Origin of the sequence: Streptomyces sp. NRRL S-350 (assembly GCF_000719705.1) — a bacterium.
In the GTDB taxonomy this organism is placed as follows: Bacteria; Actinomycetota; Actinomycetes; order Streptomycetales; family Streptomycetaceae; genus Kitasatospora.
Genome location: NZ_JOHO01000027.1, coordinates 1 through 22,639, shown reverse-complemented (window position 1 = coordinate 22,639; position 22,639 = coordinate 1). Strand labels below are relative to the sequence as shown.

Annotated in this window: 24 protein-coding genes and 1 pseudogene; 10 read left to right on the top strand and 15 right to left on the bottom strand. The window is 72.9% G+C overall.

The annotated features are described in order from the left end of the window. Positions 1-4: 4 nt before the first annotated feature. From IF30_RS0123400 to IF30_RS0123355, 10 genes are read right to left on the bottom strand one after another with little or no spacing between them, the layout of a single operon-like run. Positions 5-400 (bottom strand): hypothetical protein, encoded by a 396-nt coding sequence (locus IF30_RS0123400; protein WP_030241782.1) that lies wholly within the window; start codon positions 398-400, stop codon positions 5-7. Between the two features lie 23 nt (positions 401-423). Then, positions 424-768 (bottom strand): hypothetical protein, encoded by a 345-nt coding sequence (locus IF30_RS0123395; protein ID WP_030241780.1) that lies wholly within the window; start codon positions 766-768, stop codon positions 424-426. Next, positions 768-2,495 carry a hypothetical protein gene (locus IF30_RS41835; RefSeq protein ID WP_037900951.1) on the bottom strand — a complete coding sequence of 576 codons (1,728 nt, stop codon included), beginning with the start codon at positions 2,493-2,495 and terminating at the stop codon, positions 768-770. Before IF30_RS41835 ends, IF30_RS0123395 begins: the two co-directional genes overlap by 1 nt. Continuing rightward, a complete protein-coding gene (locus IF30_RS0123385; RefSeq protein ID WP_030241779.1) occupies positions 2,492-2,863 on the bottom strand; it encodes a hypothetical protein in 372 nt (123 codons plus the stop codon). The genes IF30_RS41835 and IF30_RS0123385 overlap by 4 nt, the downstream gene beginning before the upstream one ends. A gap of 11 nt (positions 2,864-2,874) precedes the next feature. Continuing rightward, positions 2,875-3,381 carry a hypothetical protein gene (locus tag IF30_RS0123380; RefSeq protein ID WP_030241776.1) on the bottom strand — a complete coding sequence of 169 codons (507 nt, stop codon included), beginning with the start codon at positions 3,379-3,381 and terminating at the stop codon, positions 2,875-2,877. Continuing rightward, the gene (locus tag IF30_RS0123375; RefSeq protein WP_030241774.1) at positions 3,378-3,653 is read right to left on the bottom strand and encodes a hypothetical protein; all 276 of its coding nucleotides are present in this window, start codon (positions 3,651-3,653) and stop codon (positions 3,378-3,380) included. The genes IF30_RS0123380 and IF30_RS0123375 overlap by 4 nt, the downstream gene beginning before the upstream one ends. Positions 3,654-3,656: 3 nt before the next feature. Beyond that, positions 3,657-4,049 carry a hypothetical protein gene (locus IF30_RS0123370; protein WP_030241772.1) on the bottom strand — a complete coding sequence of 131 codons (393 nt, stop codon included), beginning with the start codon at positions 4,047-4,049 and terminating at the stop codon, positions 3,657-3,659. A 45-nt stretch (positions 4,050-4,094) separates the two neighbouring features. Then, positions 4,095-5,231: a hypothetical protein gene (locus IF30_RS0123365; RefSeq protein WP_030241770.1), complete on the bottom strand. Its 1,137-nt coding sequence runs from the start codon at positions 5,229-5,231 to the stop codon at positions 4,095-4,097. 46 nt (positions 5,232-5,277) lie between these two features. Then, the gene (locus IF30_RS0123360; protein WP_030241767.1) at positions 5,278-5,487 is read right to left on the bottom strand and encodes a hypothetical protein; all 210 of its coding nucleotides are present in this window, start codon (positions 5,485-5,487) and stop codon (positions 5,278-5,280) included. A gap of 20 nt (positions 5,488-5,507) precedes the next feature. Beyond that, on the bottom strand, positions 5,508-6,320 hold the full coding sequence (locus tag IF30_RS0123355; protein ID WP_158835383.1) for a hypothetical protein: 813 nt from the start codon (positions 6,318-6,320) through the stop codon (positions 5,508-5,510). 269 nt (positions 6,321-6,589) lie between these two features. On the opposite strand from IF30_RS0123355, the gene IF30_RS0123350 reads away from it, so the two are divergent. Further along, positions 6,590-6,802, top strand: coding sequence for a hypothetical protein (locus IF30_RS0123350; RefSeq protein ID WP_030241760.1), 213 nt, complete (start codon positions 6,590-6,592; stop codon positions 6,800-6,802). A gap of 19 nt (positions 6,803-6,821) precedes the next feature. On the opposite strand, the pseudogene IF30_RS50830 reads toward IF30_RS0123350, so the two are convergent. From IF30_RS50830 to IF30_RS0123325, 4 genes and pseudogenes are all read right to left on the bottom strand, one after another. Next, positions 6,822-6,981: pseudogene (locus IF30_RS50830) on the bottom strand (IS982 family transposase); the annotation flags it as partial. A gap of 444 nt (positions 6,982-7,425) precedes the next feature. After that, positions 7,426-8,406 carry a zinc-binding dehydrogenase gene (locus IF30_RS0123340; RefSeq protein WP_030241757.1) on the bottom strand — a complete coding sequence of 327 codons (981 nt, stop codon included), beginning with the start codon at positions 8,404-8,406 and terminating at the stop codon, positions 7,426-7,428. A gap of 83 nt (positions 8,407-8,489) precedes the next feature. After that, positions 8,490-9,074 (bottom strand): TetR/AcrR family transcriptional regulator, encoded by a 585-nt coding sequence (locus tag IF30_RS0123335; protein WP_030241755.1) that lies wholly within the window; start codon positions 9,072-9,074, stop codon positions 8,490-8,492. Positions 9,075-9,461: 387 nt separating this feature from the next. Next, entirely contained in the window at positions 9,462-10,484 is a 1,023-nt protein-coding gene (locus IF30_RS0123325; RefSeq protein ID WP_030241753.1) for a LacI family DNA-binding transcriptional regulator, read from the bottom strand. 283 nt (positions 10,485-10,767) lie between these two features. On the opposite strand from IF30_RS0123325, the gene IF30_RS0123320 reads away from it, so the two are divergent. From IF30_RS0123320 to IF30_RS0123280, 9 genes are all read left to right on the top strand, one after another. Continuing rightward, positions 10,768-12,066 carry an ABC transporter substrate-binding protein gene (locus IF30_RS0123320; protein WP_030241751.1) on the top strand — a complete coding sequence of 433 codons (1,299 nt, stop codon included), beginning with the start codon at positions 10,768-10,770 and terminating at the stop codon, positions 12,064-12,066. A 2-nt stretch (positions 12,067-12,068) separates the two neighbouring features. Continuing rightward, positions 12,069-13,034 (top strand): carbohydrate ABC transporter permease, encoded by a 966-nt coding sequence (locus tag IF30_RS0123315; RefSeq protein ID WP_234322814.1) that lies wholly within the window; start codon positions 12,069-12,071, stop codon positions 13,032-13,034. 52 nt (positions 13,035-13,086) lie between these two features. Next, positions 13,087-13,974: a carbohydrate ABC transporter permease gene (locus IF30_RS0123310; protein WP_030241746.1), complete on the top strand. Its 888-nt coding sequence runs from the start codon at positions 13,087-13,089 to the stop codon at positions 13,972-13,974. Beyond that, complete coding sequence (locus IF30_RS49530; protein WP_030241742.1) at positions 13,971-15,857, top strand: DUF5107 domain-containing protein; 1,887 nt, start codon at positions 13,971-13,973, stop codon at positions 15,855-15,857. Before IF30_RS0123310 ends, IF30_RS49530 begins: the two co-directional genes overlap by 4 nt. A 164-nt stretch (positions 15,858-16,021) precedes the next feature. Further along, a complete protein-coding gene (locus tag IF30_RS0123300) occupies positions 16,022-18,439 on the top strand; it encodes an RICIN domain-containing protein (protein ID WP_030241739.1) in 2,418 nt (805 codons plus the stop codon). Positions 18,440-18,560: 121 nt separating this feature from the next. Continuing rightward, positions 18,561-19,433: an SIS domain-containing protein gene (locus IF30_RS0123295; protein WP_030241736.1), complete on the top strand. Its 873-nt coding sequence runs from the start codon at positions 18,561-18,563 to the stop codon at positions 19,431-19,433. A gap of 25 nt (positions 19,434-19,458) precedes the next feature. Continuing rightward, on the top strand, positions 19,459-20,391 hold the full coding sequence (locus tag IF30_RS0123290) for an ROK family protein (protein WP_030241734.1): 933 nt from the start codon (positions 19,459-19,461) through the stop codon (positions 20,389-20,391). Then, on the top strand, positions 20,388-21,329 hold the full coding sequence (locus tag IF30_RS0123285) for a 1-phosphofructokinase family hexose kinase (protein ID WP_030241732.1): 942 nt from the start codon (positions 20,388-20,390) through the stop codon (positions 21,327-21,329). Before IF30_RS0123290 ends, IF30_RS0123285 begins: the two co-directional genes overlap by 4 nt. After that, positions 21,320-22,177, top strand: a complete 858-nt coding sequence (locus tag IF30_RS0123280) for a class II fructose-bisphosphate aldolase (RefSeq protein WP_030241731.1) — start codon at positions 21,320-21,322, stop codon at positions 22,175-22,177. The genes IF30_RS0123285 and IF30_RS0123280 overlap by 10 nt, the downstream gene beginning before the upstream one ends. Positions 22,178-22,254: 77 nt before the next feature. On the opposite strand, the gene IF30_RS0123275 is transcribed toward IF30_RS0123280, so the two are convergent. Further along, positions 22,255-22,639, bottom strand: a 385-nt coding sequence (locus IF30_RS0123275; protein ID WP_030241727.1) for an amidohydrolase family protein, incomplete at its 5' end; no start/stop codon positions are given.

Here is a 22,639-nt window from a genome sequence, read left to right as displayed (position 1 = left end):
GCGCTCAGACCCCCAGGGTGACGACGAGGGTGGCGGGCTGTTCCGCCACGGTGTCCAGCTCGACCCGGACCGACTGGTTCCGCAGGTGCCGCGCCTCGTCCGACTCGTCGAACGTGATCTGCCGGACGTCCACCACCCGCGGATCCGTCACCAGCGTGCGGACCAGGTTCAGCTTCAGCACCTCCCGGACCGACCGGGCCGAGTGGGCCCGGGTGAACGCCTCGGTGACGTCCAGTCCGTAACTGACGTTGAACTCGTCCGAGCCGTACGGGGTGAGCACCCGCAGCTCCAGGGCCTGCAGCAGGTTGTCCACGCCGGCCACCTCGGCCAGTCGGCCGTCCCGCACCACCAGGTCGCCGTCGAGCAGCAGCAGGCTGCGGCCGAACGGTCCGTCCTTCATGTCCATCCTCCTCGGTCCGGCGGCTACTGGGCCGTCAGCTTGGTCTGGCCGGCCGAGGCGACCTGCCACATGACGGGTGCGGGCGGAGTCGCGTTGGTGAGGCCCTGCGCGGTCTCCAGCAGCACCGGCCGGCCGCCGACGGTGAGGTTGGTGCTGAGCCCGGCGAGGACGGCGGTGACGGTGAGGCAGGGGGTCTGGCCGGCGGCCGCGTTGGTGTTGGTGCAGCCGGTCACGGTCGCACCGGCGAGGTCGCCCTCGAGCAGCACCGGCCGGTCGTCGACGGTGAGTGCGGTGCCGCCGGCCGGCACGGTCAGCCGCCCGCCGTGGATGCACTGGAGGACGGATGCGGTGGTGAGCACGTGGGGCATCAGCTCACCTTCACCGAAGGGCCGTCGAGGGCGAGCGTCACCTGTCCGTTGCTGAGCTTCAGCGAGGCGGAGGCGGTGGTGGTGATGCCGACGTTGCCGTCCTTGTCCACGGTGATCTTCGTCCCGCTCTGGTGCTCGATGGTGATCGTGCTGTCGGTCGGGGGCTTCGGCCGGGTGCCGAGAGCCGGCAGCTGGTCGGCCCCCACCTGCAGGCGCAGTCCTGCGGCCTGTACCACCCGGTGGCCGCTGCGGTCGGTCAGGTCGTTGGCGCCCTTGCCGGTCGGCAGGCCGTCCTGGCCGAGCTCGGTGGGCAGCGCGAGCCAGTAGTCGCCGACCTCGTTGGGCGGGTGCGCCTGGGCGGGGTTCTCCGGCCAGACGAACCCGGTCACCACCGCGTCGTTGACCAGGCCCCCGTTGTGGGCCAGGACGGCCCGCATCCTGGGGTAGACCGGGGTGATCAGCCCGCAGTTGTGGAACGCGAAGGGGGAGACGATCGGCTTGTCGTGCAGGTCCACCGTGGTGTCGACCGGGGACGCGACGCTCGGCGCGACGATCTCGGCCGAGGGCGACTGGCCGTAGTGGAGCGAGGCCAGGTGCTTGCCCTCCTTGCCCGGGGCGTAGCCGCTGATCTCGCCGACGTCGATCGCCGGGCGTTCCCGCTGCTGGCGGTCGACCACGTCCCGCCAGCGGTCCACGACGCCCTGCACGCCGCCGCCGAGCTGGGCGCGCCTGCCCCGCTCGGCGACCACCAGTGCCACGTCGGCGACGTACCCGGAGCGGGTGCCGAACCGGTGGGTGACGGCGGTGATGCGCATGGTCCGGTCGGGGACGCCGTTGACCCCGGTGACCGAGGCGACCTGGCCGACCCGCAGACCGGGGTGCCCGAGCGCCACGAGGCGGACCGACGCCCTCATCGGGACGCTCTGGGAGGTGGGCGATGCGGGATCCTGCGCGGGTGTCGGCGAGCTCGGTGCGGAGCGTGCGCCGGCGTCCTCGGTGCGGCTCTGGTCGAGCGAGACGAGGTTGCCGTCCGGGTCGAAGGCGACCGGTGCGCGGTCGGCCGGGTCGCCGACGGCCGGGCCGAGGTACACCGTCTTGTCCCGCACCACGAGGGGGACGTCCGCCTTGTCGGCCAGGTCGCGCAGGACGTCCAGGGCGGAGCCGCCGCCGGCCGTGTAGTTGGTGAGCTTGCCGGTCAGCGCGGAGCCGGCGGCCAGCTGGACGCCGGCCTGCGCGGCGACCGTGCGCGCGAACTCGGTCACGTCGGTGGCCGGGGCGGTGCTCTTGGCGACGGCGGTCCGGCGCAGCAGGTACCCGCCCTCCTCCTGCCCGGTGAGCACCGTTCGGGAGGAGCCGTCCTGGTCCACGCTGCTGTTGATCGCGGTGAGGCGCCCCTGCAGGACGGGCTTGGCGCTCAGGGTGGTGGCGGGCTCGTCGAAGTAGCCGAGGTGGATCAGGACCTGCAGCGGACCGGTGGTGACCTTCGCCCGGATCAGCTCCACCGTCGGGTCCGGCAGGTTGACCAGGGTGAGCTGGAAGGTGTCGGCGGAGGCGCCTTCCGTCATGGTGACCGTGATCTCGGCGTCCAGGATGAGCGAGCCGCCCAGCAGGTCGTTGGAGACGGTCACCGGGAGTCCGGCACCGACCAGCGAGGCCGCCGCCGAGAGCAGGCCGCCCGAGGGCTGGAGCTCGTCGATCACGACCCGGTACCAGATGACCAGGCTCACCCGAACGCCACCCCGCCCACCATCTCGGAGCCGAACTCCCCGACGCCGTTGAGGTTCCGGCGGGCCACCCGCATGGTCGGGAAGGTCAGCGAGAGCTCGGCGGCGCGGTACTCGACCCCCGGGACGAGCTTGCGGCGCAGGATCGTCCGCGGACCGGAGGCCTCCTCCCGGGCGACCCGCAGCACGACGAACGCGCCGGCCGCGGGCAGGTCCAGGACGGCGTCACCCGGTGCGGTGGCCAGCAGGTCCTCGGCGACGTTCACGTACAGGTGGAACTGGTAGACGACGGATCCCAGTTGGAGGCGGAACGCCTGCGGGAAGCCCTCGGCGGGCTCGATCGGCAGGCGGAGGTAGCCCGGCGTTGCCACAGTGCCTCCAGTCACATCGGGTCGCGCGGCGTACGGGGAATGGGGTTCGGCGGCGGCCCGCTCGGCAGCGCGGCCGTCGCCACGGCCAGGGCGAGGTCGGCGACCTCGCCGAGGGCGGCGGTGATCGCCGCCCTCGGCACCTGTTGCAGGGTCAGGCTGACGTCGAGGGCCTCCCGCTTCTGCACGTTCTGGGTGAACCGCAGATCGGTGATCTGCATGTCCAGGCTGATCGTGAAGCCGGACACCACGGGAATGCCGGCCACGGCCAGCAGCGGCGCGGCGGTGGAGACCAGCAGGCGCGACGTCAGCGCCATGACCTCCAGGGCCTTCTTCAGCAGCAGGCGCTCCGGCCCGATCAGCATCGCCTCGATGCCGATGGTCTTGGTGGTGGGCTGGGTGAGCTGGGAGAAGCGGCCCCCGGCGATCCGCTCGACCCGGTAGCCCTCGCTGATCGTCATCGACTGCACGTACAGCAGCGGGACCGCGCCCACCAGCACCGGAACGTTCGGCCCGCTCACAGCCGACTCGTCAGCTCACGCTCGAACTCGCCGAAGACGTACGCCGCGACCTGCTGGACGTGGTCGTCGCCGAGCTCGCCGACCACCCGGACCTCCACCGGGAAGTGGAAGTTGATCGTCGTCCCGCCGTCACCGGCCGGGGCCAGGACCGCCTCGGCGGACACCGCCGGGACGACGTACTCGCCCTCGTGCACCAGCGCGATGCCGGTCCGTTCGACCCGCCCGCCGCCGTCGAAGGCCGGCAGCACGACCTGCCCTTCGTCACCGCCCACGGATCACGCCTCCAGCCCCACGGACAGTGCCAGGCAGTTGAAGCTCGCCTGCGGCACGCCGTCGATGACGACGTTGCTGGGGCTGGCCGAGGTGACGACGCAGCGCGCGAACTTGATCGACTTGAAGGCCCAGTCGGTGCCCTTCTTCTCGGCGACCGCGATCGAGAACTCCTTTCCGTTGGTCGCCAGTTCGGTCAGGTCCGCGACCGCGGACGCCACCGCCGGCACACCCATGGTGAAGGTGAAGGTGAACGGCTGACGGACGTAGCCGACGTTGTCCGCCTCGATGCTGTGGATCACGGTGTGGGGCACGTTGAACGTCGGGGTGAAGGTCGAGATCGGCGTGATGGTGGCGTCGCCGAGCTTGACCTCCAGCCTGGTGTTCCAGTCGGCCATGGCGGTCCTCTCCTCCTCTGCGTCCTCTACGGGGCCCGCTGCGGGCTACTGGAACTTCAGCGTGATGTCGAGCCGGTGCACCGCGGCCGCGTACTCGACCGTGACCAGGGCCTCGACCACCCGCTGGGAGTGCGCGTTGGTGATCTGCGCCCCCTGCGAGGGCGTCAGCGTCGCCGGGTCCTTGTCCAGCAGGGCGAGCAGCGGGAGGACGACGGTGTACGAGTCGATCACCTCGGCCTGCTGCAGGGGATCGAGCACCGACTCCATCTGCCCGATCAGGGCGCGCAGCCCGGACCGACTGATCCGCAGGTTGCCGATGGTCTTGATCATCTGGGCCTTGAGCCGGAAAGAGACGTCGTCGAGCGTCCGGACGACGTCGATGAACTTCTTCCCCGCCGGATTGCCCGTGTAGCCCTCGCCGAGGTAGACGCCCTGACCGGGGATCAGCGACGGGGAACTGAGCCAGTTGACGCCATGGCCCGCCGGGCCCGCGGGCAGCGGGCCCTCCTGGCTCTCCTCCCCGTTGATCGTCTGGATCTCCGTCGGGGTGAAGGACGGGCTGGTGATCAGGACCTGCTTCAGCAACATCGAGATGTGCGGCGGATAGCCGGCGATCGCGCCGGTCACCGCCGCGGCGGCGTCCTCGTCGCTCTTGTGCGCGATGTACACCATCCGGTCGGTGGCCAGCGCCCCCGAGACGACGGTCGGGTCGGAGACCCCCTTGGCCAGCATCGCCACGCCCATCCGCTCCTTGCCGTCACCTCCCGTCCCCGAGACCGTGTCCACATGGGCCGCCAGCTTGCCGATCGGCCCCGCCGCCGCCGCGGACGTCGCGTCCAGCGGCAGGTCGGCCAGCACCACGAACTGGACGTCTAGCCCGGCCACCGCGGCGAGGGCCCCGTCGTAGTCCGGGCTGCCGGAGTCCACCCGGACGCCCCACACCGTGGTGGGGCCCGGCGACTGGGCGAAGGCGAGGCCGATCGACGTGCCGAGGGGACCGGGGGCCCGACGGGCGGCCTCACCCGGGTCCGTGAACACGGCCGGCACCTCGACGCCCAGCAGATCTGCGGGAGGCGTCGCCGGAGTGGTGACCTTGCCGATCACGGCGATGTCGCCGAACGCCCGGGTGACCGGTGCGAACAGGTCGACCGTGGGGGTGACTCTGATGTATCTGACGGCCATCCGCCGCCTCCGTTCTGTCGGGCCCGCCCGAGAAACGCCGGCTGGCTCAGTGGAACTTCGCCCGCAACTTCTCCTGCAGGGCGCGCAATTCGCTCGGGGACAGCTCACCCGGCACCGGCCCGGCCCCGGGAGCCGCGGCCCCGCCGGGCGGAGGGGCGTCGAAGGCGGGGGACGGCTCGAAGGCGCCGCCGGGCTCCTCCGCAGGGGCGCCGAGGGGCGCGGCATCGAAGGGCGGTGTGTCACCGCGGGCTGGCATCGGTACTCCTCCGGTCGTGGCTAGGGGGTGGGGAAGAAGAGGCTGAGCACGCCCTCGCCGGCGAACAGCTTCGTCACGTCGCCCGTCGTCGGATCGGAGGCCGCTCCGGGCGTCGGGAGCACGACCGCCACGGCGTACGGCGCGACGGCCTCGCCCGGCACGGTCGCCCCGGCGGGACTCAGCAGGTGACCGGTCGCCGCCCGGAATTCCTTGGCGGCCCGCAGGCCCGCGGTCAGGTCGAGGGAATCCAGGACCAGCACGGCCACGGCGATCTCGATCCCGTACGCATTGGCCGGATCGGCCGGATCGAAGACCGGCGGCGCGCGCATCCTGAACTCGGCGACGAGGTACTCGTACGCGTCGCGCAGGTCCTCGATCGTCTTCAGGTGATGGTGTTTCATGAATTCGTCGACATCGAGGAAAGGAACCTGGGCGCGGAATTCGTCCAGCGTTCCGCTGGTGTCGACCAGGCGCGTCACCACGTCCTCCACCCCGCCCGGATCGACCTCCGCGACCAGCTCGACCCTGACCCGGGCCAGGATGTCGGCCCAGACCGGATCCCCGGCGATGCCGAGTCTCAGGTCCGTCCGGGCGTGGCTCGGCAGGATCCGGCTGAGGTCGCCCTCGACGCGGCGGGGCGGGACGAAGGGCACCTGCAGCGCGATGTCGCCCACCGCGACGTCCTGGACCCTGTCGACCCTGACGAGATCCGAGTCGTTCACCGCTCCGACCAACGTCCGGACGCCGGTGGTGTCACCCTGCGGGGTCAGTGCGGACTTGAGGCCGTCCGAATTACCCAGGGCGAGCAGGACCGCATCGGAGAATTTGGACAAGATCACCCCTTGTATATTCAGACCGAGAGCGCACGAACCTTCCAGAGCGGTCCAAGTAGAGCAGAATCAAGGCCATCTGCAAGCCATTTTCCGACGGCGGGCGTGGCGCGAAAACATAGGATTGATGTATTTCTATTCTTGCGACCACCCTATTGAATCCGTCAGGTCGTTCCCGCCGCTTGCGCCGTGCCTTCGCCGCCGGCTGCCGCGGCCCGCATATGGGCGCACACGGCTCGCCGCCGTGCCCGGCCTGTGCTGCCGTTGGACCCATGCTCACTTCATCGCCGGCCCGCCTGGCCGTCCCCCTCGCCGCCGCCGTCCTCCTCCTCGCCGGCGCGGCCCCGTCCTGGGCGCTCCCGTACGACGTCACCGCCGAGCAGTGCCAGGCAGCCGGCGGCACCGTCCAGGGCGGCGGCTACTGCGTGGGCGCCGTCGGCGAGGACGAGTGGGGGGCGGACATCGACGGGCAGGGCATCGCCTAGACGAGTGTTCCGATGTCGGTCAGTGGTCGTGGGCGATCAGTGAGCGGGTGACGGGCCGGCCGGTGGTGCGGTCGCGCCAGGTCGCGCAGGTCATCGCGAGCAGTCGCGAGCAGTCGCGGGCCGGCGCGGGCGCCGACGCCTTCGATGCTGCGTCCGCCGTGCTGTTCGAGGCCGAGCTCGGGTATGGCTGCCCCGCTCCGAGTTCTGCGTGTCCTCGGTGAGCGCCCGTTCGCCGAGGCCGGTGAACCTGCCCCGGCCGTGGCCGACGAGGGGCGTGGCCTGCTCGCCGTGGCGGGTGAGCCCGGGTTCGCCCAGCGCCGTACGACGACCACAAGGACGAGCCGCGAATCGAACGACCGCGCCCCCAGGTACGGGACCGGCCGGGCGCGCGCCGTGGGTACTCACCAGTGCCAACGCGCTCGGGTGAACTCCGGGCACGACCCGACTCCGCTTCGAACGAAGTGAGTCTTGGGGAGCCTATGCGTCGGGGTTCTTGCCGGTCGCGGCGGTGGCGATGCGGGTGACCCGGACGGTTGTCGACGCCTTCCTGGTCGACTCCGGCTGGGGCGCCGCCGACGGCGTTCCCAAGCGCCGCCCCGGCGCCGGCAAGCACTCCCTCGAGTTCAGTCGAGGGTGACGACCATCTTGCCGAGGGCTTCTCCGGCCTCCATGGCCCGGTGGGCTTCGACGATCTCGTCGAACCGGAAGACCCGGGTGGGGCGGGCCCGGAGGGTACCGACGTCGACCTTGGTGTAGATCTCGTCCAACGGCACGTCGGTGAGCGGGAACGCGGGGGTGCCTAGGACGAAGGCGCTGCCGAAGAAGCTGAGCCGGACTCCGCTGGGGAGGTCGGTGATCGGGTCGAAGTCCCGCACCGGCTCGAATCCGCCCAGGAAGCCGAGCTGGCACACCTGGCCGCGGGGCCGGACCAGGGCCAGCGAGTCGCGCAGGACGTTGTTGCCGACGAGGTCGAACACCGCGTCGACGACGACCTCCCGTTCCGAGACCTGATCGGCGAGCGCGCCGTCGTCGATGAGCACGTCGGCGGCGCCGAGCTCCTTCAACAGCGGTGCGTGTGCCGGGTTCCGGGTCGTGGCGAGCACGGTCGCGCCGTGGTCGACCGCAAGGTTGACGGCGGCTTGGCCGAGCGAGGAGGTCGCTCCCCGCACCAGGACGGTCTCACCCGGTCGGAGGTCCAGATTGCCGAACAGGCCACTCCACGCCGTCGCGTACACCTCGGGCACCGCTGCCAGATCGGCCCAGTCCAGCGACGAGCGCACGGCCACCACGTTGGTCGCCGGCACGGTCACCAGCTCCGCGTAGCTTCCGTTGCGCGTCCGCCCCATGCCGCCGAGGATCGCCACCACCCTGGTGCCGCGGGGGAGTTCGCCGGAAGGGTCTGCCTCGACCACCCCGGCGCACTCGATCCCGGGGACGGCGGCGACCTTCCCCCAGGCGCCGCTGCGCATGTATGCCTCGGCGTGGTTGAGGCCGAACGCCTTGACCCGAATCAGGACTTCGCCGTCGGCGGGCACCGGGTCGGGCAGTTCGGTGAGGGTGAGAACCTCGGGGCCGCCGTGGGCGGAGATGACGATGGCCTTCATGGCCCGGCTCCATTCTTGAGTACCTATTCAACTATTGGGGCGAAGAAAGAGCCACCGCGTACGGTGGCTCGCGTGCCCGGCCGTCAGACGAGAGCGGCAAAGGCGTTGTCGACGATCGCCCGCAGGAGCGTCTCGTCAGGATTCGCCTTCCCGACGACCATCAGTCCCTGGCATGTCGCAACCAGCAGCTTGGCGCTGCCGGCGCAGTCCAGCGAGGCGCGTACCTGACCCCTGCGAGCTGCGTTCTCCAGCGCGTGGGTCATGCACCGTTCGAGCCGGGCCAGGTGGCCGCGCACAACGGCCGCCGCCTCGTCGTCCTCCGCGGCCTTCTCGATCGCCGTGTTGACGAGCAGGCATCCCTGTCGGCCCTCGGGGCTGAGCAGGTCGTGCACCAGCCCGTCGAAGTAGCCGCGGACCTCGGCCACCGAGGCGCCCGCGGCCTCCAACTCGCCCAGCTTCTGGGGGACGACCAGCCTGGAGTAGCGCTCCAGCGATTTCAGGAACAGTGCGTGCTTGCCGCCCGGAAAGGCGCTGTAAAGGCTCCCCGGCTTGACCCCGGTCGCCTTCACCAGATCCTCGATGGACGTCGCCCGGTACCCGCGCTCCCAGAACCGCAGCATGGCCGCGTTCAGGACGGTGTCGGGCTCGAACTCTCGAGGTCTGGGCATGGGGCAAACATACATGAGTGACTATTCAAGAACAACCGCCGGCGTTCGGAGCGAGGATCCTGCGGCCACGTGAGCCGTGACCTCCGCCGGCACCGCCGGCGTCCGACCCCCGGGCCGGCGAGTTCCGGGGCGCGCCGCACGTCCTGGACGAGGCGCTGCCGCCACCTCGCCGGACACGTACGGAGAACCCCCGCCCCCTGGAGAATCTCCGCGAGATGCTGCAGCGTGCCGTCGGTGGGCCCTGCCGACTGGCCGGTGGAGCCGGTCGCGGGAGACTTCGCGAACGACTGGCTGATGATCCCGGACGAGGACGGCGCCGGCGCGGAAGCGTAGTGCTCGCACGGGGAAGGGCTGTGCGCGGAACTGCTCGGCTCGGGCCGGCCGGGTTCATCCGGCCGGATCGGCTCGGCGCCCGCCGACCGGGCCGGTGCTCTCCCGGACGACCAGCTCGGGGCGCAGCAGCTGGATCGAGTTGGCCGGGGTGCCCGACCTGCTCAGGGCGCGCAGCAGCAGTTCGACGGCCTCCCTCGCCATCTCCCGCCGGGGGATGGCGACGCTGGTGAGGGCGGGCCGGGCGAGTCCGACCTCCGGGTTGTCGTCGTGTCCGACGATCGACAGGTCGTGCGGCACGGAGCGGCCCGCGGCCCGGGCGGCCTCCAGGGCGCCGAGGGCGAGCACGTCGTGGCTGGCGAAGAGCGCGGTGAGGCCGGGATCGGCCGCCAGCGCCGCGTTCGCCGCCGCGAAGCCGCCCGCGGGGGTGGGTGCGGGTGCCAGGTGGACGGCGTCGTCGGGGACGGCCAGTCCGTCGGCGGTGAAGGCGCGGCGGAAGCCCGCCACCCGCGGGGCGTGGTCGGGGCTGGCGAGCACGGCGACGCGTTCGTGTCCGAGTTCGCGCAGGTGGCGCCCGGCCAGGTAGCCGGCCCGCTCGTAGTCGATGGTGACCACCGGGAACCGGTCGGGGGCTTCGGTCTCCCAGGCGCACAGGGCGACGGGGAAGGAGGCCTCGGACAGCAGCGGCAGATGGTCGATCAGGTCCCGGTCGCCGGCGATCAGCAGCGCGTCCACCGAACGGCTGGTCAGGCCGGCCAGATGGCGTTTGGCGCGCTCTCCGTCCAGCCGGGTGGTGCAGAGCAGCAGGTGGTAGCCGTTCTCGTCGAGGACGTCCTCGACCGCCTCGACGATGTCGGCGTAGAAGGAGTGCGTCACGGTGGGCACGAACAGGCCCACCGTCCTGGTGGCGCCGGTGGCCAGCGATCGCGCCACCAGGTTGGGGGTGTAGCCCAGTTCCTCGACCGCGGCGCGCACCCGGGCGGCGGTCGCCGTGCTCACGGCGCCCCGCCCCCGGATCACGTTGGAGACGGTCTGCTTCGTGACCCCGGCACGCTCGGCCACGTCCTGCATCGTCACCATGGCTGGATCCTTCGAATTACCGGTCAACTTGCTTTCGGTGAAACGTAGGGCACCGCTGAAGGAGCGTCAAGGTCGGTCAGGACAGCCGGATCCTCCGTGACGTGAGGGTTCTTCGCCGAAGAGGGCACCGGATCGCCCTACGACCCCGGTGAATTCTGCAAGGACTCTTGATTTACCGGTCAACTCGACCGTATCGTCCCAGCCATCCAGCCGCCCCCCGTTCTCCGGGCCGCGGCTGACGACACGTCTGCGCGGCATCTCGCGCCACCGAGAGGAACCACCCATGGGGAGAACCACCATCTCCGCTGCCCGCGTCGTCGGCGCGGCCACCGCCGTCGCGCTAGCGTTCGGCGTGAGCGCCTGCGGCAGCGGCTCGGGAGGCGGCGCGAAGGCCGACGGCGGCTTCACCTACTGGTCGATGTGGCGCGCCGACGAGCCGCAGGCCCAGGTCCTGAAGGCCGCGATCGCCGACTTCACCGCCGCCACCGGCGCCAAGGTGAACGTCACCTGGGCGGGCCGCGACATCGCCAAGAAGATCGGCCCGGCGATCGCCGCCAACCAGGCCCCGGACCTGTGGGACGAGTCCGACGACAAGGTCTACGGCACCACCGCCGCGGCCGGTCAGGCGCTGGACCTCTCGGCGGTGCTGGACCAGCGGATCCCGGGGGAGGACGTCCCCGTCTCCCAGGTCATCCCGGCCAAGTACTTCGACATGCTGCCGAAGGACCCGTCCGGTGCGAACCACTACGTGATCCCGTACGAGGTGATCACCAACGCCGTGTTCTACAACGCGGCCGATCCCGTCCTCGCCGCGGCGATGCCGACTCCGCCCACCGACTGGGCCGGACTGCTCAAGGTCTGCGACGCCCTGAAGTCGGCCGGGAAGGCGTGCATCGCCTCCGAGGGCGAGGACCCGTGGAGCAACGCGCTGTACTTCGACTACCTGCTCAACGGTGCCGGGGTGGACGTCTCCCAGCTCGCCGCCGACAAGTCCGGTGCGACCTGGGACAACCCGGCGGTGCTCACCGCCGCCCGGCAGATCGAGCAGCTGGTCAAGGGCGGCCACCTGATCGCCGGCTACGACGCCACCAAGTACCCGGCGCAGGAGACCAACTGGGCGAACGGCAAGGCCGCGTTCTACATGGACGGCAACTACGTCACCGCCGAGGTCGCCAAGCAGGTCCCGGCCGACTGGAAGATGGCGTCGATGCTGCCGCCCACCGCGAAGGCGCCCGACGCCAACCTGATCGGCTTCGCCGTCCCCAAGCGGGCCAAGAACGCCGCCGCCGCGCAGAAGTTCATCTCCTTCTTCCTGCAGAAGAAGCACCTGGCGGGGATCTCCACCACCGCGCTCAACCTCACCCCGCGCGCCGACATCCCGGCCCCCGCCGAACTGGCCGACCTCCAGAAGGCCCTGGCGGCCCCGACCCTGCGCCTCGGCTTCGACGGGGTGTCCGGCGGCTGGCTCTCCAAGGTCCTGAACGAGAACTACCTGGACTTCTGGCACGGCAAGACGACGGCCGCCCAGTTCGTCGCCAAGTGCAAGGCCGACCAGGCCTCCTACTGGCAGACCCAGGGCTGACGGTGGCGACGACGATCGACAACCCGTCCCGGACGGACCCCGCCCGGGACGGCGCCGCGCCCGCCGCCCGTCCCGGCGTCGGCCCGCTGGAGCGCCGGCGCCGCCGGATGTTCTGGCCGTTCACCGCGCCCGCGCTGATCGTGTACGCGGTGCTGTTCATCGCCCCCGTCGGCTACGCCCTGTGGACCAGCCTGTACAGGTGGGACGGCATGGGCGACATGGAGTGGCGGGGTGCGGGCAACTACCTCACGCTCTTCCGCGACCAGCGGTTCCGCACCTCCCTGCTCAACACGCTGGAACTGATGGTCGTCGGCGGCGCGATCACCTTCGTGCTCAGCTTCGCGCTGACCCTGGTGCTGCGCGAGATGCGGGCCAGGCTCTTCGCCCGCTCGGTGCTGTTCTTCCCCTCGCTGGTCAACGGCATGGTCTTCGGCATCGCCGCCGGGTTCCTGTTCTCGCCCACCGGCCCGGTGAACCAGGCGCTGAAGCTGTTCGGAGTGACCACGCCGCCCAAGTGGCTGTCGACCGACAACCTGCTGCCGATGGTGCTGGGCACCCTGGTCTGGACGGCGACGGGCTACTACACCTCGATCATCATGGCGGCGGTCGACCAGATCCCCGACTACCTCTACGAGGCTGCCGAACTGGACGGCGCCGGCCCGTTCCAGCGCTTCCGGCACATCACCCTGCCGTGCGCCTGGGACGTCATCGCCGTCTGCGCGGTGCTGTGGACCGTCAGCTCGGTGAAGATCTTCGAGCTCATCCTGCTCTACGGCGGCAGCACCAACGCCTACCCGCCGGTGAGCAGTTGGAACACCGCCGTGTACGTGTACGCCGAGGCGTTCCCGCAGGGCACCGTCCCCCGGCTGGGCATGGCCACCGCCGCCGCGATGGTCAGCCTGGTCATGGTCACCCTGATCACCCTCGTGCTGCGCCGCCTGCTGCGCCGCGACCCGATCGAGTACTGACCCGCCCGGACCGCCGCCCCCGACCCACGAAACCCCCGAAAGGCCACCGCCCGTGCGAAGCAGTAGCGGAAGCAGAATCACGAGCCGGAGCCGCGGCAGCAGCGGCCGCGGCCCCACGGGACTCGCGACCCGGATCGGCACGGCCGTCGTCTGGCTCGTGGTCGCCGCCGACCTGCTGCTGGTCCTGTGGATCATCGTGACCTCGCTGCGCGGCGGCCCGGACATCCTGCAGCACGCCTTCGGACTGCCGGCGGCCCCGAAGACCGACAACTACGCCACCGCGCTCGACGAGGGCGGCTTCGCCCAGGCGGCCGTCAACAGCGTGCTCACCGCCGGCCTCTCCTCCGTGGTCGCCGTCGTCCTCGCCGCCCCCTGCGCCTACGCCCTCGCCCGGCGCCGTTCGCGGACCTCCTCCGCGCTGACGACGACCTTCGCCATGGGCCTCGGCGTGCCCGGCCAGGTCCTGGTGGTGCCGCTCTTCGTCGGACTGTCCCGGGTGAACCTCACCGACAGCGACCTCGGCCTCGGGCTGGTCTACGTCGGCCTGGCGATGCCCTTCACGGTCTTCCTGCTGACCGGGTTCTTCAGCAGCATCCCCGGAGCCCTGGAGGAGGCGGCCGTCCTGGACGGCGCCGGGCCGGTGCGCACCTTCGTGCAGGTGATCCTCCCCGTCGCCCGGGGCGGGCTGATCACCGCCTTCCTGCTGCAGTTCATCGCCGCCTGGAACGAGACCCTGTTCGCCCTCGTCCTGACGAACAGCCAGGACCAGCTCACCCTCCCGGTGGCGCTCTCCTCGTTCGTCGCGGCCCAGCAGTTCAACGGCCTGGACTACGGCACCATGTTCGCCGGAGTCTGCATCATCCTCGCCCCGATGATCGCGCTCTTCTCCTGGATGGGCTCGCGGATCATCCAGGGCATGACGGTTGGAATCGGCAAATGACCTCGACCCTGCGCACCGACCTGCTCCGCATCGACGGCACCCCCGACCCGCTCGGCGGCACCCTGCCGATCCTGCACGGCCTGCCCAGCCGGATCGGCGCGGGCGCCGGGGTGGACGGGGAGATGCGCCGCAACCTCGCCTACGGCGTGCCCGACACGCTGCTCCCGTACACCCGGCAGAGCGGCTACGACCGCGTCCGCACCGAGCGTGAACTCCCGTGCGTGGTCCTGGAGAACGAGATCCTCACCGCGACCTTCCTGCCCTCGCTCGGCGGACGGCTGTGGTCGCTGGTCCACCGCCCCACCGGACGGGAGCTGCTGCACCGCAACCGGATCCTCCAGCCCGCCAACCTCGCCCTGCGCGACGCCTGGCTGGCCGGCGGGGTGGAGTGGAACCTCGGCGCCACCGGGCACTGGCCGCTGACCTGCGAGCCGCTGCACGCCGCCCGGGTGAGCGCGCCCGACGGCACCCCGGGCCTGCGGATGTACGCCTTCGAACGGCTGCGGCGCGTCGTCCTGCGCATGGACACCTGGCTGCCCGCCGGCTCCCCGGTGCTGTACGTCCACATCGCCGTGCACAACCCCGCGCCGACCGAGACGCCGGTCTACTGGTGGTCCAACATCGCCGTACCGGAGGACCGGGACGTGCGGGTGGTCGGCCCGGCGGACCACGCCTTCCACTGCGACTACGTCAGCGACCTGCGCCGCGTCCCCTTCCCGGAGACCGGCGGTGCCGACCGCAGCTACCCGGGCCGGGCGCTGCGCGCCGCCGACTACTTCCTCGACGTCCCCACCGGCGAACGCCCCTGGATCGCCGCGCTGGACGCGGCCGGCACCGGACTCGTCCAGACCTCCACCGCCCGGCTGCGCGGCCGCAAGATGTTCTGCTGGGGCACCGGCACCGGCGGCCGGCACTGGCAGGAATGGCTCTCCGGCCCGGACTCCGCCTACCTGGAGATCCAGGCGGGCCTGGCCCGCACCCAGCTGGAGCACCTGCCGCTGCCCGGCGGCGCCACCTGGTCCTGGACCGAGGCGTACGGCCTGCTGGCGGCCGACCCCGAGGCGGTGCACGGGAGTTGGGACACCGCCCGGAAGGCCGCCGGGGAGGCGCTGGCGCAGCTCCTCCCGCCGCCGGAGCTGCAGCGGGCCCACGCGTCGGCCGAGGAGTTCGGCGAGCCCGAGGAACTGCTGGCCGAGGGCGGCGGCTGGGCCGCGCTGGAGATCGAGGCCGGCGCCCTCCCCGCCTCGCCGATCCTGCCGTTCGGCACCCCGGCCGCCGCCCAGGAGCCCTGGCGGCAACTCCTCCGGGCCGGCACCCTCCCGGTCTGCGACCCGCCGGCCGAACCCGTCACCGGCGCGCACTGGCGGCAGCTGCTGGAGGGTTGCGCCGCGGACTGGCACGCCCTCTACCAGCTCGGACTGCTCCGGCTCGCCGCCGGGGAGCCGGAGTCCGCGCGCGAGGCCTTCGAAGGCTCCGTCGCCGCCGAGCCCTCGCCCTGGGCGCTGCGCGCGCTCGCCTTCCTCGCACAGGACCGCCAGGAGGCCGCCGACCTCATCGCCGAGGCCCACCGACTCCGCCCGGAACTACGGGAGTTGACGATCGAGACGCTGGAGGCGCTGCAGCGCGCCGAGCGCCCCACCCAGGCCCTCGCGCTGATCGGGGACCTGCCCCCGGCGGACCGGGCGCACGGCCGGATCAGGCTGGCCGAGGCGGAGGCGGCGCACGCGGCCGGCGACGACGACCGGGTCCGACGCCTGCTGGCCGAGGGCATCCAGGTCGACACCATGCGCGAGGGCGAGCTCTCGCTGGACACCCTCTGGCTCGCCGTCCACCCCGGAACGCCGGTGCCGCCCCAGTACGACTTCCGCATGGCGGACGGCTGAGCCGCGCCGGCCCCCGTCCGCCCCCACGGACCACTCTCCCGTTCCGCCACCCCCACGACGAGGGGCGCGACGGCGCGCCCCCGTACGGAAGAGGAGCACCAGTGTCAGTCGCCCGAACACGATCCGCCCGAACACGATCCGCCCGTTCCGGACTCGCCCGCGCCGTGACCACCGTCGCGCTGGCCGCCCTCGGCGCCGGCACGCTGGCCGCCGCCCCCGCCCCCGGGGCGGCCCCCGGCGCCACCACGTACACCGTCTCGGTCGGCAGGACCAGCGCCTTCCCCAACCCCGACGACACCCCGGCCACCGCCTACACCGACAAGGACGGCACCTTCTACTACCAGGAGGCGCACGCGCTGTACGGCGCGAACGACCCGCGGGAGTGGACCTTCTACACCGGCAAGGACTTCGACACCGCCACCAGGTCGGCCGCGATCAGCGACGCGGTCAACCCCGCCAACCCCGCCGACCGCAACGACGACACCACCTGGCGGTGCGACAACAGCCCCACCGGCCGGCAGGCCAGCCTCGCCCCGCAGGGCTCCGGCTACTCACAGAAGAACTACTGCGACCTGACGGGCGTCTGGGTCGACCCGGACACCGGCTACTGGTACGGCCTCGTGCACAACGAGTTCACCCCCCAGCCCTTCGGCGACGGCCTCCACTTCGACGCCATCGACTACGCCGTCTCCACCGACCAGGGCCGGACCTGGGACATCAAGGACCACGTGATCACCTCGCCGTACAGCACCACGCGGGGCGACACCACGGCCTTCCCGGCCCAGACCTTCGACTACGGCGACGGCGACCAGCGGCTCTTCGTGGACACCGCCTCCGGCTACTTCTACGTCTTCTACGGCTCCCGGATCGTCGACAAGGGCGGCTCCTGGGGAGACTTCATGGCGCACGCCGCGCGCTCCCCGATCTCCGCCAAGATGGCGCCCGGCAGCTGGCAGAAGTGGTACGACGGCGCCTGGTCGCAGCCCGGCAAGGGCGGCCGGGAGAGCGACATGGTGCCCGTCGACGCCGCCGACCCCACCGGTTACGTGGCGCCCGCCAAGGAGTACGACCCGGCGAAGCCCGGCACCGTCAAGGAGCAGGTCGCGGCCGGCACGCTCACCCCGACCTCGCCGCTGTTCGCCATGAACGTCGCCTACGACGCCCACCTGGGCCTCTACCTCGGCACGCCGCAGGCCGTCGACCAGAGCGGCAACGCCCCGCAGCAGATCTACGCCACCAAGGACCTCGCCACCCAGAAGTGGACCCTGCTCGGCGACACCGGCGGCTACCACACCGCCTCCTGGTACCGCTGGTTCCTGGACAGCGCCAACCTGACCGACTCCACCATCATCGGCCGCGACTTCCGCCTCTACTGCGGGTACGGGTGCTCCAACGGCTCGTGGGGCGAGTACGTCGACCTCACCGTCGGCTCCGCCACGCCCGCCGCCGCGCCGTTCGACCTCACCAGGACGTACCGGATCGCCAGCGGCGACGGCCGGGTGCTGGCCCAGCGCCAGGGCAGCCCGGCGACCACCTCGGCGGCCCGGGCCACCGGCGCCAGGCTGGAGTCCTGGTCGTTCGCGAGCAACGGCGACGGCTCCTACCGGATCCTCAACGCCGCGACCGGCGGCGCGCTCGGGGTGGACGCCTCGACCACCGCCGGACGGGCCTGGGGCGCCGCCCTGACCGTCGGCACCACCGTCGGCGTCGGGCAGCAGTGGTTCATCGTGCCGGCCGGCACCGGCTACCGCCTGGTCAACCGCTACAGCGGCCTGGTGCTCGGCCTCACCGCCGCCGGCACCCCGGCCGAGACCACCCCGGCCCGGTACTGGACCGACACCACCGGCTCCGCCGTCGGCGGCGGCCGCACCGCCGCCGCGCAGACCCTCACGCTCACCCCGACCGGCAAGGCCCCCGAGACGGTCGTGCTCACCGGCCCGGGCGACCAGTCCGGCACCGTCGGCAAGGCCGCCTCGGTCCAGCTGACCGCGACCGACAACGCCGGCAAGCGGCTCACCTACTCCGCGACCGGCCTGCCCGCCGGGCTCACCCTCGGCTCCACCGGCCTGATCTCCGGGACACCGACCGCCGCCGGGGCCTCCACCGTCACCGTCACCGCCTCCTCCGGCACCGCGCGCGCCTCGGTGTCCTTCACCTGGACCGTCAACCCGGCCCTCGGCGGCACCCACACCCTCACCACCGGCGGCCGGGCCCTCGACGACGCCGACCACAGCACCACCGCCGGCAACCGGCTCATCACCTGGAGCCCGACCGGCGACAGCAACCAGAGCTGGCAGTTCCGCCCCCAGCCGGACGGCTCGTACGAACTGGTCAACGGCCTCTCGGCGATGTGCGCCGACGTCAGCGGCGGCTCCACCGAGGCCGGGGCCGCCGTCATCCAGTGGCCGTGCAGCGGCGGCGCCAACCAGCACTGGAACGTCCGGGTGCTGGCCGACGGCAGCCACACCGTCGCCTCGGCCGCCAGCGGACTGCTGCTCACCGCCGACTCCGCCACCGACGGCGCCGCGGTGACCCAGCAGCCCGACACCGGCTCACCGCTGCAGCGGTGGTCCATCGCCTGACCCCGGGCCCGTCCGGGGGGACGGGCCCGGCGCCGGGCCCCGGGGACGCCCCGGGTCCCGGCCCTCCCACCGCCCCTCTTCCCGCACGCACGACCGTGCACGACCAACCAGGAGGAACCCCATGGCCCACGTGGACGAGGAGATCGGCAGCCAGCCCGAGTGCTGGCAGCGCGCCCTCGACCTGACGCCGAAGCACCTGCCCGAGCCCGGCGAACGGGTGGCCGTGATCGGCTGCGGCACCTCGCTCTACATCGCCCAGGCCTACGCGGCCCTGCGCGAGGGCCTGGGCCTCGGGGAGACCGACGCGTTCGCGGCGTCCGAGTTCCCGGCGGCCCGGCGCTACGACCGGGTCGTCGCCCTCACCCGCTCCGGCACCACCACCGAGGTGCTCGACGCCCTGGCCCGCACCCGGGACACCGAGACGGTGGCCATCACGGCCGACCCCGGCACCCCGATCGGCGGCGCCGCGCGCCACCTGGTGGCCCTGGAGTTCGCGGACGAGCGGTCCGTCGTGCAGACCAGGTTCGCCACCACCGCCCTCGTCCTGCTGCGCGCACACCTCGACTCCGCCCCCCGGGACCTGCCCGAGCAGGCCCGCCGGGCGCTGGCCGACCCGCTGCCCCAAGGGGCCCTCGACGCCGGGCAGTTCACCTTCCTGGGCGCGGGCTGGACCTGCGGCCTGGCCCATGAGGCCGCGCTGAAGGTCCGGGAGGCCTCGTCCTCGTGGACGGAGTCCTACCCGGCCATGGAGTACCGGCACGGACCGATCAGCGTCAGCGGGCCCGAGAGCGTGGTGTGGTTCTTCGGCGAGCCCCCGGCGGGCCTGGTGGCGCAGATCGGGCGCACCGGCGCCCGGGTGTCCGTCTCCGACCTCGACCCCCTGGCGGACCTGATCCGCGCCCAGCGCCTGGCCGTCGCTCTGGCCACCGGCCGAGGCCTCGACCCGGACCAGCCGCGCCACCTCACCCGCTCCATCGTCCTGGACCAGCCGTGACCGGCCGGCACCCCGAGGCGGCCTCATGAGCGTCATCGCGCTGGACGTCGGCGGCACCCACATCAAGGGCGCCGTGGTCGAGGGCGGCGAACTCGTCGAGGGCGCGCAGTGGTCCACCCGCGCCGAGCGCGGGCCGGACGCCGTGCTCGCAACGGTGCTGCGGTGCGCGGACGAACTGGTGGCGTACGCCGAACGCCGGGGGTCGAAGCCGCAGGCCGCCGGGATCGTCGTACCGGGTCTGGTGGACGAGGCCGGCGGCACCGCCGTGCTCGCCGCCAACCTCGGCTGGCGGGACACCCCGGTGCGCCGCCGGGCCGCCGAGCACCTGGACCTCCCGGTCGCCTTCGGGCACGACGTGCGGGCCGGCGGACTCGCCGAGGGCCGGCTCGGCGCCGGCCGCGGCTGGCCCGACTTCGCCTTCGTCCCGGTCGGGACGGGGATCGCCGCCGCACTGACCATCGGCGGCCGGCCGTGCGCGGGCAGCCGCGGCTTCGCCGGCGAACTGGGCCACCTGGTGGTCCGGCCCGGCGGCGAGCCCTGCGCCTGCGGCAACCGCGGCTGTCTGGAGACCCTGGCCTCCGCCTCGGCGATCGCCCGCCGCTACGCCGAGGCGTCGGGCGGGACGGGCACGGCCGCCGGGCCGGTCGCGGCCCGGGAGGTCGTGGCCCGGGCCGTGGCGGGCGAGCCGCTGGCCGGCCGGATCTGGACCGAGGCGATCGAGGCGCTGGCCGACGGCCTGGCCGCCCTCACGGTGCTGCTCGACGTGGAACGCGTCGTCCTGGGCGGCGGGCTGGCCCAGGCCGGCGAGCCCTTCCTGACCCCGCTGCGCGGCGCGCTCGCCGAACGCCTCACCTTCCGCCCCGCCCCGACGCTGGCGGCCGCCGTGCTGGGCCCCCGCGCGGGCTGCCTGGGGGCGGCCCTGCTCGCCCAGGACCTCCTGGACGGAGCCGACGCATGATCCTCACCGTCACCCTCAACACCGCCCTGGACGTCACCTACCGGCTGCCCGAGGCCCGGCTGCACGCGAGCAACCGGGTGCGGGCCGTCACCCGGCAGGCCGGGGGGAAGGGCGTCAACGTGGCCCGGGTCCTCGCCGCCCTCGGCCACGAGGTGGTGGTGGCCGGGCTGGCCGGCGGTCCGGCGGGCCGGGCCGTCCGGGCGGACCTCGCCGACTGCGGGCTGCGCGACGAACTCGTCGAGGTCGCCGGGGAGACCAGGCGGACCGTCGCCGTGGTGGACGACCTGGACACCACCATGCTGCTGGAGCCCGGCCCGCAGATCGAGCCGGCCGAATGGCAGCACTTCCTCACCCGCTACGAGCGCCTGCTGCACGGCGCCTCGGCCGTGGTGCTCTCGGGCAGCGTGCCGCCCGGGCTGCCGGCCGGCGCCTACCGCGAGCTGGTCGAACGGGCGGGCGCCCGCGGCGTCCCGGCCGTGCTCGACGCGGACGGCCCCGCCCTGCTCGACGCGCTGCCCGCCCGCCCGGCCGTGGTGAAGCCCAACGCCCACGAACTGGCCGGGGCGGCCGGCACCGAGGACCCGGTCGCCGGGGCCGAACTGCTGCGCTCCGCCGGGGCGCGGGCGGTGGCGGCCTCGCTGGGCCCGGACGGCCTGCTCGCCGTGACGGACCGGGGCCGGTGGCGCGCCCGCCCGCCCGGGGTGCTGGCCGGCAACCCGACCGGGGCGGGGGACTCCGCCGTCGCGGCCCTCGCCCTGGGCCTCGCCGGCGGCGAGGCGTGGCCCGACCGGCTGCGCCGCGCGGTGGCGCTGTCCGCCGCCACCGTGCTGGCCCCGCAGGCCGGCCGCTTCGACTCGGACGCCTACCACCGCCTGCTCGACCTCGTCCGGATCGAGGACCTCGACCCGGCACACCCTCAAGGAGAGTCATGCCCCTAGTCGGGACCGGGGAGATCGTCGCGCCCGCCGCCCAGGCCGGTCACGGCGTCGGCGCGTTCAACGTCATCCAGCTGGAACACGCCGAGGCCATCGTGGCGGGCGCCGAGGCCGCCGGAGCGCCGGTGATCCTCCAGATCAGCGAGAACGCGGTGCGCTACCACGGCGGCCTCGCGCCGGTCGGCGGCGCGGCGCTCGCGGTGGCCCGGGCGGCCGCCGTACCGGTGGCCGTCCACCTCGACCACGCCACCGAGCGGGCCCTGGCGGAGGACGCCGTCCGGCTGGGCTTCGGCTCGGTGATGTTCGACGCCTCGGTGCTGCCGTACGAGGAGAACGTGCGGGCCACGGCCGAGGTGGTGCGGCACTGCCACGCGGCCGGGGTCTGGGTGGAGGCCGAGCTCGGCGAGGTCGGGGGCAAGGACGGGGTGCACGCGCCGGGTGCCAGGACCGACCCCGCGGAGGGCGCCGAGTTCACCGGGCGCACCGGCGTGGACGCGCTGGCCGTCGCGGTCGGCACCTCGCACGCGATGCTGACGCGGACGGCGAGCCTGGACCTGGAGCTGATCGCCGCCCTGCGGGCCGCCGTGCGGGTGCCGCTGGTGCTGCACGGCTCCTCGGGCGTCTCGGACGACACCCTGGCGGAGGCGGTCGCGCACGGCATGACGAAGATCAACATCGCGACGCACCTCAACAAGGCCTTCACCGAGGCGGTCCGGGACCGTCTCACGGCCGACGCCGGCCTGGTCGACACCCGGGTCTACCTGGGCGCCGGCCGGGAGGCGGTGGCCCAGGAGGTGGCCCGCCTGCTCGCGATCCTGACCGCGCCGCGTCCGGCGGTCGCCGCCCCCTGACCCCGGACACTCCGCGGCCGCCCGCCCCGGAGGGGGACGGGCGGCCGTCGGCGTTCTGTCAGGCGGGCTTGACGGGCTCAGGCGGGTGTGACGGTGGGGAACCTCTCGCCGCCGAGCACCCAGCGGCCGCGGCGCATGACGGCGACCAGGTCGAAGGTCTCGGAGTCGACCACGACGAGGTCGGCGAGCTTGCCGGTCTCCAGCGAGCCGATCGCGTCGCTCAGACCGAGGAGCCGGGCCGGGGTGGCGGACAGGGACTCGACGGCCTGGTGGAGCGTCAACTTCCCGAGGGTGAGCGCCCTTCGGAACACCCGGTCGAGGGTGAGGGTGGAGCCGGCGATGGAGCTGCCGTCGGGGAGCATGGCGACGCCGTCCTTGACGTCGACCTGGAGGGGGCCGAGGGGGTAGAGGCCGTCGCCCATGCCGGCGGCGCCCATGGCGTCGGTGATCAGGGCGACGCGG